7 protein-coding genes and 1 CRISPR repeat array are annotated in these 18333 nt (G+C 43.2%); of the genes, 3 read left to right on the forward strand and 4 right to left on the reverse strand.

Annotation, left to right across the window (positions count from 1 at the left end; translation table 11 throughout):
• Positions 1-220: 220 nt before the first annotated feature.
• Positions 221-2368: a calcium-binding protein gene (locus GNE10_RS18110; RefSeq protein ID WP_185566376.1), complete on the forward strand. Its 2148-nt coding sequence runs from the start codon at positions 221-223 to the stop codon at positions 2366-2368.
• Between the two features lies 1 nt (position 2369).
• Here the strand turns inward: GNE10_RS18110 and GNE10_RS18115 are convergent, their stop codons facing one another.
• The 4 genes from GNE10_RS18115 to GNE10_RS18130 form a co-directional block, all read right to left on the reverse strand.
• Positions 2370-3599, reverse strand: a complete 1230-nt coding sequence (locus tag GNE10_RS18115) for an RNA-guided endonuclease TnpB family protein (RefSeq protein ID WP_185566377.1) — start codon at positions 3597-3599, stop codon at positions 2370-2372.
• A gap of 964 nt (positions 3600-4563) precedes the next feature.
• Positions 4564-5181: direct repeats of the CRISPR family, unit length 35 nt; unit sequence CTTTTAGCTTCTTCGGAAGTTGAATTAATGGAAAC.
• A 203-nt stretch (positions 5182-5384) separates the two neighbouring features.
• Positions 5385-6164, reverse strand: a complete 780-nt coding sequence (locus GNE10_RS18120) for a DUF928 domain-containing protein (RefSeq protein ID WP_185566378.1) — start codon at positions 6162-6164, stop codon at positions 5385-5387.
• Between the two features lie 95 nt (positions 6165-6259).
• Positions 6260-8599: a CHASE2 domain-containing protein gene (locus GNE10_RS18125; RefSeq protein ID WP_185566379.1), complete on the reverse strand. Its 2340-nt coding sequence runs from the start codon at positions 8597-8599 to the stop codon at positions 6260-6262.
• Between the two features lie 493 nt (positions 8600-9092).
• The gene (locus GNE10_RS18130) at positions 9093-10175 is read right to left on the reverse strand and encodes a class I fructose-bisphosphate aldolase (protein WP_185566380.1); all 1083 of its coding nucleotides are present in this window, start codon (positions 10173-10175) and stop codon (positions 9093-9095) included.
• A 230-nt stretch (positions 10176-10405) separates the two neighbouring features.
• Here GNE10_RS18130 and GNE10_RS18135 point away from each other — a divergent pair, with 230 nt between their 5' ends.
• On the forward strand, positions 10406-10717 hold the full coding sequence (locus GNE10_RS18135; RefSeq protein WP_185566381.1) for a hypothetical protein: 312 nt from the start codon (positions 10406-10408) through the stop codon (positions 10715-10717).
• Positions 10718-11919: 1202 nt separating this feature from the next.
• Positions 11920-18333, forward strand: a 6414-nt coding sequence (locus GNE10_RS18140; RefSeq protein WP_185566382.1) for a HAMP domain-containing protein, incomplete at its 3' end; no start/stop codon positions are given.

Below are 18333 nucleotides of genomic sequence, written 5' to 3' on the forward strand. Positions count from 1 at the left end.
CCACAAGAGTGCAAAAAGCACTCTTGTGCAAGAGGTCTGATGTATTTGAAACCTTTCCCCTTTCCCCTTTCCCCTTTCCCCATCCCCTATGCCTAAAGATTTTTTTGGCTTTGTTTTAATTTGAGTGCATAAACCTCAAAAGTGCAACGTGTAACTCAACAAGAAGTTCAAAGTTTAACACCAGACTTCATTACACACACAACACGAGGTTTAAAGTAATATGGGAATTTATAATGGCGACAACGGCAATAACACTTTCCTGGGACTTAATGGTGAATCTTGGGCACTCAACGGACAAGGCGGTGATGACTACCTAGCTGGTGCAGATCGAGATGACACCATTAATGGTGGAACTGGGAATGACAATTTGCTTGGTGCTGCTGGTAACGACATCATTTATGGCGATGATGGAAATGACAACTTGTATGGCGGTGCTGGAAATGACAACTTGTATGGCGGTGCTGGAAATAACAACTTGTATGGTGATGAGGGCGATGACACCCTAAATAATATATTTGGTTCAGTAGATGGTGGCGCAGGTGTTGATACGCTAGTAGCCAACTACAGTCAGTTCAATAATGGTGCTGGTATAGATGTAGGATATTTGGGGCAAAGTGTCATCTTCAGTCGCCTCACTGGTACTGGCGTACTTGGTTATAGTAACATTGAAAAATTTAATATCACAGGCACGCAATACGCAGATGTCCTGCGCGGTGGTGCTAACAGCGATAGCCTGTTTGGCGGTGCTGGTAACGATCAAATTGAGGGTGGTGCTGGCTTTGATTATCTTTATGGTGACGCTGGTGATGATACTGTAATTGATACAGATGGTTCAGTAGATGGTGGTGCAGGTATTGATACGCTAGTAGCCAACTACAGTCAGTTCAATAATGGTGCTGGTATTGATGTGGGATATTTAGGACTAAATGCCATCTTCAGCCGTCAGACTGGCAATCCAGTACTCTACTACACTGGTATTGAAAAATTTAACGTTACAGGTACACAATACGCAGATGTCCTGCGTGGTGGTGCTAACAGCGATAGCCTGTATGGTGGTGGTGGTAACGATCAAATTGAGGGTGGTGCTGGCTTTGATTATCTTTATGGTAACGCTGGTGATGATACTGTAATCGATACAGATGGTTCAGTAGATGGTGGTGCTGGTGTTGATACGCTAGTAGCCAACTACAGTCAGTTGAATAATGGTGCTGGTATAGATGTAGGATATTTGGGGCAAAGTGTTATCTTCAGTCGCCTAACTGGTACTGGCGTACTTGGTTATAGTAACATTGAAAAATTCAAAATCACAGGCACACAATACGCAGATGTCCTGCGCGGTGGTGCTGACAGCGATAGCCTGTATGGTGGTGCTGGTAACGATCAAATTGAAGGTCGCGCTGGCTATGATTATCTTTATGGTGAAGCTGGAGATGATACTTTTATTGATTCAGATGGTTTTGTAGATGGTGGTGCAGGCATTGACACGCTAATAGCCGACTACACCGATTTGAATAATGGTGCTGGTGTAGACGTGAGACAAAATGGCATCTTCAGCCGCCTGAATAACAATGCACTACTCAGTCACACTGGTATTGAAAAATTTGATATCACAGGCACACAATATGCAGATATCCTGCGTGGTGGTGCTGGTAATGATTCCCTCAAAGGCGGTGCTGGTAATGATACCCTCAATGGCGATGCTGGGGATGATTTCCTCAAAGGCGGTATCGGCAATGATATTCTCAACGGCGGTAGTGGCTATGATATTGTTAACTATGAAGGAAATTATACAGACTATACAATCTCTTTCCTGAACAATGGCGATTTACAGGTTATTGATAATGTCACTGCCAATGGTAACGAAGGTATCGACATCCTCACTGGTGTAGAGTTCATTACTGCACAAGGCGGAAGTTTTGCAGTCCTCACGGGTGGTGCAGGGAATGATGTGTTAACAGCATCGAACTCCTGGACTTTCTTGTTCGGTGGTGACGGAGCCGATAACCTAACTGGTGGAACTGGTTATGATAACCTCGTTGGCGGTACTGGTAATGATACTTTAAGCGGTAATGCTGGCAATGATACTTTAGTAGGCGGTGTTGGCAACGATATTCTCACTGGTGGTGTTGGTGCAGATAAATTTGTGTTTAACTCGAACCTAGAAGGCTTAGACATCATCAAAGACTTCAGTAGGGTTGAAGGTGACAAGATTCAGATTTCTAAAGCTGGTTTTGGTGGTATCACTAACTTCAACAATTTCAGCTACAACGATGCTACTGGTGCTTTGTTCTTCCAAGGAACTCAATTTGCCACAATTGAGAATAGACCAGCTGGTTTTGCAATTAGTACAGATATCCAGCTTGTGTGAACTACCCCAACTTACCGAGTACGGTTGAAGTTGGGGCTTCTGTAATCATAGGGGAGTGCCGCAACTTAGACTTTCGTCCGAGTTTTGGTCTTACCTCCCCTCCTACAGCAGAGACGGATGAACCTTCCGCCTTTATGATTCTGATACCCTCTGCTCTAATGTTCTGCGCGGCGTTCGCGTCCCTGTCATGATGAGTATTGCAATGGGGACAAGTCCATTCACGAATATCCAATGGCATCTCACCTATTTGATAGAAACAATTAGAGCAAAGTTTTGAACTGGGAAACCATCTATCAACCTCAATCAACTTTCCACCCCTGCGTTCTAGTTTGTAGGCTAAAAAGTTGGTGAATGTTCCCCATCCTGCATCAGATATTGATTTCGCCAATTTGTGATTACGAACTATGCTTAATACATGAAGATTTTCTACTATGACAGCTTGGCTATCGCTGACCAACTTATAACTAAGTTTATGTAGAAAATCTTGCCTTGAGTTACTAACTCGCTCGTAAACTTTGGCAACGACTTTTCTATATCTATTCCTCGACTTACTCCCTTTTACCTTACGTGCTAATTTCTTCTGCTTACGCTTGAGATTTTTTTCATGTTTTGCAAGGTGCTTAGGATTATCGTAAATGGATACCTTTTCGCCGTCAGTAACAACTGCGAAGTGTTTTAGCCCTAAGTCAATGCCGTAAATCTTCCCCTCCGAGATAACAGGATTTTCACCCTCTAGCTCAGTGAGGATAGATGCAAGATATTTACCAGAAGGCGTTTTGCTTACAGTAACAGTTTTGATTTTCCCCTCAATTGGTCTATGTATTTTGGCTTTGATTACCCCTATATTGCCAGGAAGCTTAACACTGCCATCTACAATTTTGACATTTTGAGGATACTGGATAGACTGTTTCCCATGCCTAGATTTGAATTTAGGAAATCCAGCACGTTTATCAAAAAAGTTCTTGTATGCAGTAGTTAGATTGAGTGTTGTAGCCTGTAAAACTTGGCTATAACACTCAGCCAACCAAATAGTATCTTCAGCTTTTTTGAGTATAGGGAGAAATGCGTTGAGTGCTGCACGGGTAAGTCCTTTCCCTGTTTCTTTGTAAATCTCAATTGACTTATTTAAGGCGTAATTCCACCACCATCTAGCACACCCAAAAGATTGAGCCAATTGGATTTCTTGCTCTTTTGTTGGATATAAACGAACTTGGACAGCCTTATGCAACACTTAACATCACCTCCTTAATACATCTATTTTACCATGATATATATTTTTTGCTAAGCTGTTAAAATAAAATAATTGGTGACTTCTCAACCACCCCACTCCTTAATTAAGTAAGTAGGCGAGAATAAATCAAAGTAGATTAAGTAATGTAAAAAATCTTGAGACGAGTTCGTAGTGAGGACTTTAGTCCTCACTACAAACCTTGAATTATTCACGCCGCTCTACTTAACCTCCGGTTAATGTTAGTCGGAGGTGTTTTCGTAGTCACCCGGCAATAATCCCCACCGTATAGACGGATGGGGAATTCCGCCGAATTAGTTAAAATTTTGTAGAGATTAGTCTGACAATTTCATCATCTTAAAAACCAGCCCTTATTTCGATGAACGGCTGGTTTTTATAGCGATTCCCAGTTAAGTGAGGTACAGATAATATTTTGAAGCGCAGAGGGGCGCAAAGTAAAGCGCAAAGGTGAGGCAGCGCGGTCTTGGGGGTTTCCCCCATGAGCGACTGCCGACGCAGAGATTTGTACCTCAGCAGACTAGGAAACGCTATAAGAAAGCCTATCCCAATAAAAAAGTTGAAGGTTTATTCAACGGTAAGCCACTCTAATCAATTAGAATTGATGCGATAATCAATAGAATTAGCCCTCGCAAAACTGCTAGGGCTGTTTGAATGTTGTGAAAAATTGCCAAGCCAAAGAAAGTAGTGATTTTTAAGATGGATGTATCGTCCTTTGACTTGGAAAAAATAGTTCGGATAATGTAAAGAAATGTAAATTTGCGGGGGGTAGGCAATGGCTGAAACCCTTATTCTATCGTTGACCCCCGCAAATCCTTTCTGGGTATGGGTTTGAGGGTTTTTATCTGGTGTTTATTGCGAGTAATTCCTATTTATTGGAGCAATATCTTGACCCCCGCAAAAATAAGGGTGTACAATCCAGTGATGGTAAGCCTTCTATAAGGCTACCCTTTTAGCTTCTTCGGAAGTTGAATTAATGGAAACAGAAAATTAAAACTCTGGTCGTAAAAGTTAACATTAACTTTTAGCTTCTTCGGAAGTTGAATTAATGGAAACTTATCAACGGTAATCTGCCACGAGAAAATTTGGCTTTCCTTTTAGCTTCTTCGGAAGTTGAATTAATGGAAACTTCCACACTTGTAACTTCAACTTCTGCATTAGGATTTTCCTTTTAGCTTCTTCGGAAGTTGAATTAATGGAAACATTGTAAGACAAGCGAAAAGAGATTATCGCACCATCAACTTTTAGCTTCTTCGGAAGTTGAATTAATGGAAACAAGTTAACATTTGCGCTTTGGTAGCCTGTAATACCACCCTTTTAGCTTCTTCGGAAGTTGAATTAATGGAAACTGTTCCTTCAGGAAGCTCTAAATATTTACCAAAAAGCTTTTAGCTTCTTCGGAAGTTGAATTAATGGAAACCAGAGGTTTAAACCTACCTGAACTTGAATGCGGTTAATACTTTTAGCTTCTTCGGAAGTTGAATTAATGGAAACCATGCTGAATCCTCATGAATAATCAGACCGGGCCAAGGCTTTTAGCTTCTTCGGAAGTTGAATTAATGGAAATGTAAAAATATTTCTAAAACAAGATACCCAACTTTTTTTAAGTCGGGTATCTTTTTTCAGGAATATAGGACAATACGTTTATTTAAGGTTTATTGGTAAAAAACTGGTTTTTTAGACGCGATTCATCGCGTCTCTACATGAATAATTTTATGCTTAACTGAATTGTATTAGTATATAGGACTTATGCATTAAGCAGATATCATATTATTTTGCAATACAACAGGGTACGATCGCATCTGTACCAGACTGAACTAAATCAACTTGTTTGAGTAGCTCACTCCAAGCCGATGCAATTTTTGGATCTTTGTCTTTGGTATTTTGTAAATTTTCTCCTAAAGTTGTTAAAGCATCATACCAAAGACCATGTTTTGCAAAAAAACTAGCTTTTTCCAATGGGGTTTTAGCGGCTGCAAGTTGTTGTGATGATGCATTGAGAGTCACTTGTGTGATTGAACCTTGGACGTAAACAGCAGCAGATGGTTTGTCAGGATCGCAATAAATGGAAAAAGTCCAACGATAAGATTTACCAGCCACTAAGGGTTTTGTAGGTTGTGCGGTGAGGCTGAAAATTCCCGATGGCGTTTCTGTTGGATTAAATTTTGTATGATAAACGTAATTATCTGCTTCGTCTTGAATTACAAACTCAACAGGAACTTGAGGCGTTAATTTATCGGGTACAAAAAACCAAAATGTTGGGGTTTGAGATGCTGATTTTCCCCAGACTACATCTTTATTGACTGTTTTGGTTATGGGTACTAAAGCTGTGAGACTTTCATACTGCTTACAGGAACCACGGCTACCTCCTCCTCTCCGCCTACCTGTGGGTTCTCCTGGCTTTTCCTGTGCTGTTGGCGCAACATAGGTGATTTTACTTGTAGATGTTAAGGTTTGAGCTTGTACGTTCCAATTTCCAGGTGCGTTAACAACACTCAAGGTTAGCGCAGATATCAAAGTGGTAGTGTGAAACCAATGTACCTTTTTCATAGGGGAAATAAATTAGCGATCGCAATTAAGAATTCAGAATTCAGAATTCAGAATTCAGAATTTTTATAACTAATTTATTGCTACACTTGCGATCGCTACGATTTCTGTAATTTTTTGCTGATAAACATGAATATAGTACTACTAAGTAGCAAACAAATCATCGGTGGTATTAAAGGTATCCAGCCGCCTTGAGTCAACAGGAGCGAGGAAAGTCCAAATAATATACATGATGCTGCGGTGATGGCAATACTGACGTAAGTTATTTTGCGGAGATACCAAGCCAGTAAACTACCCGTGAAAGACCATCCCAAAACCCAGGAAACATCAGCCCATTGACTCCAAACCCATAATAAAGGTCTTTGGTCTAAAGCAGCACTGAGTATTTGACTGACCATCTGTGCTTGAATAATTACCCCTGGGACAATTTCTGAAGGATTTTTTCCATTTGGTGTATACCAGTAATCGCTACTACTGTTACTAGTAACGCCAATGAGAATAATCCGATTTTTTAGGGCATTGGGGTTAATTTGTCCGTTCAATACTTGGCTGAGGGTAACTTGGGGTGCAATGGCTGGTACGGAGGGCGAAAAACGGTAATTGAGTAAAATCTGACTACCTTGGGCATCTATGGACTGATAACCGCCAGTGGGATTTTGTAAACGCGGGAAAGTTTTATTTCCCAATTGTAAATCCCAATTGGGGGTAAATTTGGCTGTAATTCCCTGTTTTTTCAAATAAATAAATGCTAGCTGCACGCTAAAAGCAGTAGCCGCAGTACAATTTGAGGAAATTGGGTTGGGAGTCATCGCCAACAAATGACGACGCAGCACACCGTCGTTGTCTTCCACAAAATCGCTAAAACCCAGCCGTGTTTCTGGTATTTCTGGGGGTGGTGAAATACCTGTGGGGTCGTATTTGGGATCGGGGCGTTTACAAATTGCAATCAAGCGATCGCTTTTTTGCATTCGTTTGGCTAGTTCTGGTTGATTGGCACTGACTGAAAAATCCCGGTATATATCTAGACCAATGGCTATTGGTTGATATTGTTCTAGTTTCACAAGTAACAGATTGAGATACTTATCAGATAAAGAACCTTGGCGCGGTTCTTGTCCCTGGGCTTGAATATCTTCATCGGTAATATTTATCACTAATAGCCGTGAATCTGGTTCTTCCTTGGGTCGCAGTTGCATTAACTGGTCAAAGGCTGCTAATTCTAGGGGTTGCAATCCGCCAAATAACCGTATTAATACCACAATTAAAGTAACACTAAAACTACTCAAAAAAACTGCTGGTAAGTGTCTGAAATTGGGACGTGGCAGATATAAACCCAACCGACCACCGCAGAGATCCTCCCAGGTGGGAGAAATTTCTGCTGGATTTTGGCAAATCGCAGGTAACCAAGTAGCGCAGGGAAAATCATGTTCTAGAGATTGTAATCTTTCCCTCGCCTCCCTCACAGCTGCATATAAAGTTTTGCCCCCGGAAAAAAGTGCTAAAAAATACTTCAAAAATTCCTGCGCCACCCTATCTGGTACGGGTTCGCGCATGACAATTACCTGGGGTAAATGCAAATTAGCTAAATCTTGGGCTAATCCCAAACCATCACAGGAGTTAAAAATTGCCAGTTGTAACCCTTGAGCAATGGCCTTTTGTAAACCATACTTTAATTGGTCGATAGTTAAACTTTCTCCAGAATTGAGCAGCATTCGCCCTTTGCCTTGGCTGGAACTATGACCTGCAAAAAACAGAATATCCCAGCCGGACTGCCATAATTGTTCTGTGAGTTGGGAACGGTTGGGTTCAACTAAAAACTTGAGTTCGACATTAGGTAATTGCCGCAATAAATTTTGGTCTTTTTCGATATCAATACCGTGGCGATCGCCTAAAATTGCTAATATTCTGACTTTACCTTTAGTTTTTTGAGGGTTTGTTTTCAAAGAACGAGCATATTCTGGCAGACTCAGAGCGATTTCTGCCTGTGGATAATCGCTAAAAAAGTGCCACAGACACCAAGGAAGCTTTAAAACCTGCCCAGATTCAGCAGTGATAATACAGCGAATTTCTTCTTTTGGTGAAAGTTGAGTGCGTAACTTGCGGTCAATATTGAGAAACAGTGAACTATTTAGCCATGTATTGAGATTGTCTTGTAATTGTTGACAGAGGTTATCAAAATCTGCTTGGGAAATATGATTAACATCTTCTTCATCAATTTCAAAGTCTGCTAGCTCACCACTGCGCCAACCCAAACTAGCATACAAAGTTGTATACATTTGTTGCCAACGTTGATAAAGATGCTCTAATTGTGGCGCACCAGGTAATCCACCCGTAAATTGCATGGGCGTGGGAGTATCCGTTTGCCAAAGTTGAGCAATGACTGTGGGAAAGCCTTGGTTTAAATCTCCTTTTCCTAAGTTCAGGACGATGAGTTTGCTCATAATTGTTGAGTGTTGACTGTTGAGTGTTAACTGTTGACTGGTGAGTCAATACTGCTCGGTTAACGATTTTTAACTCGGCATTGGGTCTGGGGAAAAGGTGAACCAGCGCGGTCTTGGGGGTTTCCTCCATGAGCGACTGGCGAACCCCGAAGGGGTTAAAGGGTAAAGGTTAAAGGTTTTTTCTTTCCCCTTTCCCCTGCCCCTTATCCCCAGAGGGGGCCCCCCTTCCGCTTTTCCCTTTAACCGACAAGTATTGTGAGTGGAGGTTTCTTTTGCTCATACCATTTCGCTGTATCAATGATACAAATGCACATGTTGGGGCGAATAACCATTCGCCCGTACAAGTTCGTTATCAAATAACCCCGCCCCAAACCACTCCCCTGCTAGACGCCCAGAGAGCGAGCATAGGGAGATGGAGAGATAGACAGGGTTGAATAATAATTTCTCTGTCAACAGTTAACAGTCAACAGTCAGCACTCCTAAAACCTAGTTTTTAGGCTATCGTCACATCTGGCGATAAGTAAACATTTTGAATGGCGTGAAATAGTTTAACGCCTTCTTCAAAGGGGCGTTGGAATGTTTTGCGTCCAGAAATTAATCCCGAACCACCGGCACGTTTGTTGATGACGGCGGTGCGGACTGCTTCAGCTAAGTCATTTTTGCCTGTTGCGCCACCAGAGTTAATCAACCCTGCGCGTCCACAGTAGCAATTGAGTACTTGGTAACGAGTCAAATCAATTGGGTGGTCGGTGGTCAATTCTGTGTAAACTCGTTCGTCGGTTTTGCCGTAACTCTTACCAGTTGCTTTAACAACTGCTCCATAACCGTTGTTGCATTCGGGTAACTTTTGTTTGATAATGTCAGCTTCAATGGTTACACCCAAATGATTTGCTTGTCCGGTGAGGTCGGCTGCAAGATGATAATCTTTATCTTGTTTGAAAGCGTTGTTCCGCAAATAGCACCAAAGAATAGTCGCCATTCCTAATTCATGGGCGCGTTTAAAAGCTTTGCTGATTTCTTGAATTTGCCTGGTAGACTGGTCTGAACCAAAGTAAATTGTTGCACCAATGGCGGCTGCTCCTAAATTCCAAGCTTGTTCGACATCAGCAAACAATACCTGGTCAAATTGATTAGGGAAGGTCAGCAATTCGTTGTGATTGATTTTGAGAATAAAGGGAATTTTATGGGCATATTTTCGCGATACGATGCCCAATACTCCCAAAGTGGTGGCAACAGCGTTGCATTCTGCGGCGATCGCTAACTTTACAATATTTTCTGGATCGAAGTAAATTGGATTCGGCGCAAAAGACGCAGCTGCTGAATGTTCGATGCCTTGGTCTACTGGCAAAATAGACAAATAGCCTGTGTTTGCTAAACGACCAGTAGAATAGAGTAGCTGAAGATTACGCAATACTTGAGGATTGCGATCGCTGTTAATCCAAATTCGATCTACAAAATCCGGCCCCGGCAAATGTAATAAATCCTTAGAAACCTTTGCTTTGTAGGTAAGCAGGTCTTCTGCCTCTTTACCTAGCAATGACTCGATAGAATTAGACTCTATGAGCGTTGTAGTCATAGCGTTTTCCTCAAAACTTGAGCAAATGACCTTGCCTTTAAGATAGCATTTTAGTCAGAATTCAGAATTCAGAACTCAGAATTCAGAATAGTTAAAGAATCAGAGTAATATTTGATAAATAAATCTAGCGAGCATACTATAGTAATTTTCTGGGAATTGTGAAAAATATTAGTAACAGTTATCAGTCAAAAGCTAATTATGCTAATAATCATAAATAAAATCAATCAACCATGAGTAAGTTTCAAATCAATATCGACTTCAGCAATATAGATTTAAATGCCCTGGACACAGAAGAAGATTTTCAAAGAGAGGCAAAAATATTACTACCAAAGGTATTGGTAAAACTAGGAGAAAGTGTCGGCGAAAAGACATGGGAAGAATTACAGCAAGGTAAACTTAAATCTTCTCAAAGCGAGAAACGCCGTTTTATTCAAGAAACAGGAAGAACTTATCACCGCAATGCCAGCAACAGAGAAAGGCAAGAGTTACAAGTATATATAGTAGAGCAATTACGCCAGTACAAGCAGGAAAGTCGTCTTTGATGAAGTATGGTGACTGTTAACTGTTAACTGATGACTGAATTAATTATTACTTGCTGCTCTGTTTTCCACTCCTAGAATAGAGGCTATTAATCGGGTTTATATGCACTCATTCATCCTTAAGAATTTAATAATTAGGGGTGCTTCTGCCTACAATCTTTGTTACACATTAATGGCTGATAATTTAGTACATTTTTGCTAAATAGGCGATCGCTATTATTTGGGTACATGAAAACTAGAGGTTTAAAACGCAATTAACCGCCTCTGTACAGCTAGAGAATCAGCCTTTTCAAGGTGTAAGGAATTTTTTCAAAATTCAAAGACTTTGCTTGAGGTAGTTGACGGTTTGCACTCAACTGTCAACAGTTAACATTAGCAACCGAATATTTTTGATTTGCAAGTTTCTTCCAGTATTTCAAATAGTAATTGAAAAATCACAAAGATTCATTAAGTAATTTTAACTTATGCCAAATTATATTGAAAAATTATGCTCTCTAGTACTTATTACTTTCACTGATGCATCAACAAAAAATCTTTGTTAGTTGTCCATAACAGAGATTCAATAGCTATGATGAGCTAAGTTGTATGGCAGATACACAAACGTTAATATAGGACTCGTATTTGATTTTTGTGAAGCTAGAGTACACTTTTATTTTTTTAACTCTTTCTTCCCCGACCCTGTCTCTATAAGTAGTTCTGCAAATCAAACTGGATTGCTGTTGGTGAGTGTTGACGGTTCACAGTTAACAGTCAACCTTTAACCGGAATAATTTATTTTTTGGAGTTTCCTAGCATCTTAGTTAACGGTCTTTATCAACTGCTTACACTGGCATCGATAAAAATTAATTAGTTAGATCCACTTTTTATTCCCTAATGTCTATTTTGATAAGCATTACTTCAAAGCATTGTCACTAGTGGTAGACCGAGTTTTCTTCGTCGGCTAAAAGGTCAGGGGAAAAGGGGAAAGATTTTTAATAGCTTTCTCTTTCACCTTTTTGCTTTCCCCAGTCCTCACAGCCCATTTTGAACTTGGCACACTAGTGGTCTGGCAACCCAAAAATGCGCTTCTTTCGGGCTGGAGAAAGGGAAAGGGGTAAAGGGTAAGGGATTTAAAACCTTTTCCCTTTCCCCTTTAAAGAGCCAAGTCACGAAAGCGAACTACTAGGTAAACAAATTCTGCAAGAATCACATTTAAGGATAAGGCTATGGCAACCGAACAGTTGACAACAGACAGCGATAATCTCGATTTAAATCAGCTACTCAGAACGCTGACAGCTGTCAAGCACGGCGACTTCTCGGCACGGATGCCCATAGATCGTACTGGTGTAGCTGGGAAAATAGCTGATACCCTCAATGATATAATCGACCAAAATCAGCGGATGGCGACGGAGCTACAGCGAATTGGTAATGTCGTCGGCAAAGAAGGGAAAATTAGCGATCGCGCTTCTTTAGGAGATGTTCGCGGTTCTTGGTCAGATTGTGTCAATTCTGTCAACACTTTAATTACAGATTTAGTCCAACCCACAGCAGAAACAACTCGTGTGATTCGGGCTGTGGCTAATGGTGACTTATCCCAAACCATCGCTACAGAAATTGATGGCAGACCCTTACAAGGGGAGTTTCTCCAAACTGCCAATATTGTCAACACAATGGTCAACCGTCTTGGTTCCTTTGCTAGCGAGGTAACCAGAGTTGCTCGCGAGGTGGGCACTGAAGGTAAACTGGGCGTCCAAGCCCAAGTGCGGGGTGTGGCTGGCACTTGGAAGGACTTGACTGACAATGTGAACTTGATGGCAGGAAATCTTACTGGACAGGTACGTAATATTGCGGAAGTTGCCACTGCCATTGCCAACGGTGACCTCTCCAAAAAAATCACCGTGGATGTTAAAGGCGAGATTCTGGAGTTGAAAAACACCGTTAACACAATGGTGGATCAATTAAATTCCTTTGCATCAGAAGTTACCAGAGTGGCGCGGGAAGTGGGAACCGAAGGTAAGTTGGGGGTGCAAGCTGAAGTCAAAGGAGTGGCGGGCACTTGGAAAGACTTAACCGACAACGTGAATTTAATGGCGGGGAATTTAACCGCCCAAGTCCGCAACATTGCCGAAGTCACCACAGCAGTGGCAAATGGCGACTTGTCTAAGAAAATTACAGTTAACGTCAAAGGCGAAATTTTGGAGTTGAAAAACACCGTTAACATCATGGTGGATCAACTCAATTCCTTTGCCAGTGAGGTAACCAGGGTGGCGCGGGAAGTGGGCGCAGAAGGCAAACTCGGCGGTCAAGCAGAAGTCCGGGGAGTAGCGGGGACTTGGAAGGACTTGACGGACAGCGTCAACTTCATGGCGGGTAGTTTAACGGCACAGGTGCGGAACATTGCCGATGTAACCACGGCGGTGGCTAATGGCGACCTTTCCAAGAAAATCACCGTTGATGTCAAGGGCGAAATTCTGGAGTTGAAAAACACCATCAATACAATGGTGGATCAACTCAATTCCTTTGCTTCGGAAGTTACCAGGGTGGCGAGGGAAGTGGGAACCGAAGGTAAACTCGGCGTGCAAGCTGAAGTGCGGGGTGTGGCTGGCACTTGGAAAGACTTAACAGATAACGTCAACTTAATGGCGGGGAACCTCACCGGACAGGTGCGAAATATTGCCGAAGTTGCCACAGCGATCGCCAGTGGTGACCTCTCCAAAAAAATCACCGTTGATGTCAGAGGGGAAATTCTGGAGTTGAAGAACACCATCAATATTATGGTGGATCAACTGAGTTCCTTTGCATCAGAAGTGACGCGGGTAGCCCGTGAGGTGGGTAGTGAAGGCAAACTCGGCGTGCAAGCAGATGTGCGGGGTGTGGCTGGCACTTGGAAGGACTTGACGGACAGCGTTAACTTCATGGCGGGGAGTTTAAAGGCACAGGTGCGGAACATTGCCGATGTCACTACGGCGGTGGCTAACGGCGACCTTTCCAAGAAAATCACCGTGGATGTCAAAGGTGAAATTTTGGAGTTGAAAAACACCATCAATACAATGGTGGATCAACTGAGTTCCTTTGCTAGCGAGGTAACCAGGGTTGCCAGGGAAGTGGGAACAGAAGGGAAACTCGGCGTGCAAGCTGAAGTGCGCGGTGTGGCTGGCACTTGGAAAGACTTAACAGATAACGTCAACTTAATGGCCGGAAACTTAACCGACCAAGTGCGGAACATTGCGGAAGTTGCCACTGCCATCGCCAACGGCGATTTATCCAAGAAAATTACTGTGGCTGTCAAAGGTGAAATTTTGGAGTTGAAAAACACCATCAATATTATGGTGGATCAACTCAATTCCTTTGCTAGTGAGGTAACCAGGGTAGCACGGGAAGTAGGTTCTGAAGGCAAACTCGGCGTGCAAGCAGACGTGCGGGGCGTGGCTGGCACTTGGAAAGACTTAACCGACAGCGTTAATTTCATGGCGGGAAGCTTAACGGCACAGGTGCGAAACATCGCCGCAGTGACAACCGCAGTGGCAAATGGCGACCTCTCGAAGAAAATTTCCGTTGATGTCAAAGGTGAAATTTTGGAGTTGAAAAACACTGTTAACACAATGGTGGATCAACTGAATTCCTTTGCTAGTGAGGTAACCAGAGTTGCTAGGGAAGTGGGAACCGAAGGAAAACTCGGCGTGCAAGCCGAAGTCAAAGGTGTAGCCGGCACTTGGAAAGACTTAACTGACAGCGTCAACTTCATGGCGGGAAGCTTGACGGCGCAGGTGCGGAACATTGCCGAAGTGACAACGGCGGTAGCCAACGGCGACCTTTCTAAGAAAATCACCGTGGATGTGAAAGGGGAAATTCTGGAATTGAAGATTACCATCAACACAATGGTGGATCAACTCAATTCCTTTGCTTCAGAAGTGACGCGGGTGGCGCGGGAGGTGGGAACCGAAGGCAAACTCGGCGTGCAAGCCTACGTCAGGGGAGTTGCCGGTACTTGGAAAGATTTAACGGACAACGTCAATTCAATGGCGGGGAACCTCACCGGACAAGTCCGCAACATCGCTGAAGTTACCAAAGCTGTGGCTAACGGCGACCTCTCGAAGAAAATCACCGTGGATGCCAAAGGCGAAATTTTGGACTTGAAGAACACCACCAATACAATGGTGGATCAATTGAGTTCCTTTGCATCGGAAGTGACGCGGGTGGCGCGGGAAGTGGGAACCGAAGGCAAATTAGGCGGACAAGCCCAAGTGCAAGGCGTTGCAGGTACTTGGAAAGATTTAACCGACAACGTAAACTCGATGGCGGGGAACTTAACGGCACAGGTGCGGGGTATTGCCAGGGTTGTCACCGCAGTGGCGAACGGCGACTTGAAACGCAAACTGATGCTAGACGCTAAAGGCGAAATTGAAACCTTGGCAGAAACCATCAATGAAATGATTGACACCCTAGCCACCTTTGCCAATCAGGTGACCACAGTGGCGCGGGAAGTGGGAATCGAAGGCAAATTAGGGGGACAAGCCAGAGTACCTGGGGCGGCTGGAACTTGGAAAGATTTGACCGATAATGTCAACGAACTGGCTGCTACACTGACAACTCAGTTGCGAGCGATCGCGGAAGTTGCTACAGCTGTAACTAAAGGTGATTTAACTCGTTCCATCGCCGTGGAAGCGCTGGGAGAAGTTGCCATCCTCAAAGACAACATCAACCAGATGATTGCTAATTTGCGGGAAACAACCCAGAAAAACACCGAACAAGATTGGTTGAAAACTAACCTGGCGAAGTTTACCCGGATGCTCCAAGGTCAGCGAGACTTAGAAACTGTATCCAAATTAATTCTCTCAGAACTCGCACCGTTAGTGGGAGCGCAACACGGCGTATTTTATCTGATGGAATCTCCGGAAACCACAGCTCATTTGAAACTAATTAGTAGCTACGCCTATCGCGAACGCAAACATTTAGCTAACCGCTTCTACATGGGTGAAGGTTTGGTGGGACAATGCGCCTTAGAAAAAGAGCGAATTCTCCTTACAGAAGTGCCGAGTGACTATATCAAAATTGGCTCTGGCTTAGGAGAAGCTGCGCCTTTGAATGCCGTTGTTTTACCCGTACTGTTTGAAGGACAAGTAACAGCAGTCATTGAACTAGCATCCTTCCGCCGCTTTAGCGAAATCCACTTGACATTCTTCGATCAACTTACAGAAAGTATAGCGATCGTCCTGAACACCATCGCCGCTTCCATGCGAACTGAAGAATTACTCAAGCAGTCGCAATCATTGGCCGAAGAATTACAAACCCAGCAAAACGAACTGCGAGAAACCAACAAACGCCTAGAACAACAAGCCCAATCACTCAAAGCTTCGGAAGATTTACTCAGAGGACAGCAAGAGGAACTGCAACAAACCAACGCCGAATTAGAAGAAAAAGCCGAATTACTGGCTCAGCAAAAGAAAGAAGTCGAGCGTAAAAATCGCGAAATCGAAGAAGCAAGAAAATCTTTAGAAGAAAAAGCCGAACAACTCGCTCTTTCTTCCAAATACAAATCAGAATTTTTGGCTAACATGTCCCACGAATTGCGGACACCGTTGAATAGCTTGTTAATTTTAGCCAAGTTATTAACAGATAACATCGAAGGCAACCTCAGCAATAAACAAGTGGAATATAGCCAGACAATTTACTCAGCAGGTACAGATTTACTGTCATTGATTAATGACATTCTCGACCTCGCCAAAATTGAATCTGGAACTATGTCAATTGAAATGACCCAAATGCCTTTAATAGATTTGGGCGAACAAATTGAGCGCACCTTCCGCCAACTAGCCAACAACAAAGGACTGAGTTTCATCATTGAATTTATTCCTGAATTGCCCCTGAGCATTTACACAGATGTCAAACGCTTACAACAGGTATTGAAAAATCTCCTTTCCAACGCCTTTAAATTTACAGAACAAGGAGAAGTGCGGTTGCAGGTTGCAGTGGTGCAGCAAGGATGGAGTTCCGACAATGAAATCTTAAATCGCGCCCACATAGTAATCGCCTTTTCAGTTAGCGATACGGGTATTGGCATTGCTCCCGAAAAACAAAAAGTTATATTCGAGGCATTCCAGCAAGCCGATGGCTCCACCAGTCGCAAATACGGCGGTACTGGCTTGGGCTTATCAATTAGCCGCGAAATCGCCCGTTTATTTGGCGGCGAAATCAAATTAGTCAGCCAACCAGGTCAAGGTAGCACCTTTACATTCTATTTACCACAAGGTGCAGGACACGGGGAAATGGGATATGGCGACATTCTGACGCGGGGACGCTCTGACGCGGGATACAGAGACACGGAGACGCGGGGACGCTCTGACACGGAGAGAATATTTGAGCGATTTTCTGCGTCTTCTTCTTTCTCCCCCTCACCGCGTCTTTCCCTCCCCGCGTCTTCTTCACTTCCCCACTCCCCACTGATAAATGACGATCGCACCACAATTAACATCGGCGATCGCGTATTATTAATCGTCGAAGATGACCTCAATTTTGCCCGTATCCTCCTAGATATGGCACAACAGCACGGATTTAAGGTAATCACTGCCCAAACTGGCACCACAGGCTTAATGCTAGCCCAGCAATTTCTTCCTTCAGCAGTTTTACTAGACATCAGATTGCCAGAAATGGATGGATGGACAGTATTAGATCGTCTCAAACACGACCCAAATACCCGTCACATTCCCGTACACATCATGACCGTAGAGGAAGGCAGACAGCGCGGTTTGCAACTAGGAGCCATCGCATATCTGCAAAAACCCTTAACCAGTGAGACAATATCGGAAGCGTTGACCAAAATTAAAGGTTTCGTCGAACGCCAAGTCAAAAATCTTTTAGTAGTGGAAGACGACGACACCCAACGCCATAGCATCGTCGAATTAATTGGCAACAGCGACGTTGCAACCACCGCCGTGGCCACAGGCGCAGCAGCCCTCGAAGCCATCCGCACCCAGCATTTTGATTGTCTCGTCCTCGATTTAGGGCTACCAGACATGACCGGGTTTGAACTCATCGAGCAAATCAAACTTTTACCCAACGGCAAATCTCTACCAATTATTGTTTACACAGGTAGAGAAATTAGCAAAGCTCAAGAAACCGAACTTAGACGCATTGCAGAGACAATCATCATCAAAGATGTGCGATCGCCCGAACGCCTTTTGGATGAAACAGCCTTATTTTTACATCGAGTCCAAGCAAATTTACCAGAACCCAAACGCCAAATCCTAGAACAACTCCATTCCAGAGACCACTTACTCGCTGGCAAAAAAGCCCTCATTGTAGACGACGATGTGCGGAATATCTTCGCCTTAACAAGTATGTTAGAGCGCTATCAAATCCAGGTTTTATATGCCGAAAACGGTAGAGAAGGAATTACCTTGTTAGAAAGTACACCAGATATTGATGTGGTTTTAATGGACATAATGATGCCAGAAATGGACGGTTACGAAACCACACGTCTAATTCGTCAAAACACTCGCTTTCAATCCTTGCCGATTATTGCACTCACCGCCAAAGCCATGCAAGGCGATCGTGAAAAGTGCATCGAAGCAGGAGCGTCAGATTATATCACAAAACCCGTAGATACAGAACAATTACTTTCACTCTTGCGTGTTTGGTTG

It is taken from the genome of Nostoc sp. 2RC (assembly GCF_014222165.1).
Lineage (GTDB): Bacteria > Cyanobacteriota > Cyanobacteriia > Cyanobacteriales > Nostocaceae > Nostoc > Nostoc linckia.

Coding starts and splice junctions, on each gene's coding strand:
- GNE10_RS18130 (WP_185566380.1), bottom strand. CDS start 10,175: ATGACTACAACGCTCATAGAGTCTAATTCTATCGAGTCATTGCTAGGT.
- GNE10_RS18135 (WP_185566381.1), top strand. CDS start 10,406: ATGAGTAAGTTTCAAATCAATATCGACTTCAGCAATATAGATTTAAAT.
- GNE10_RS18125 (WP_185566379.1), bottom strand. CDS start 8,599: ATGAGCAAACTCATCGTCCTGAACTTAGGAAAAGGAGATTTAAACCAA.
- GNE10_RS18120 (WP_185566378.1), bottom strand. CDS start 6,164: ATGAAAAAGGTACATTGGTTTCACACTACCACTTTGATATCTGCGCTA.
- GNE10_RS18110 (WP_185566376.1), top strand. CDS start 221: ATGGGAATTTATAATGGCGACAACGGCAATAACACTTTCCTGGGACTT.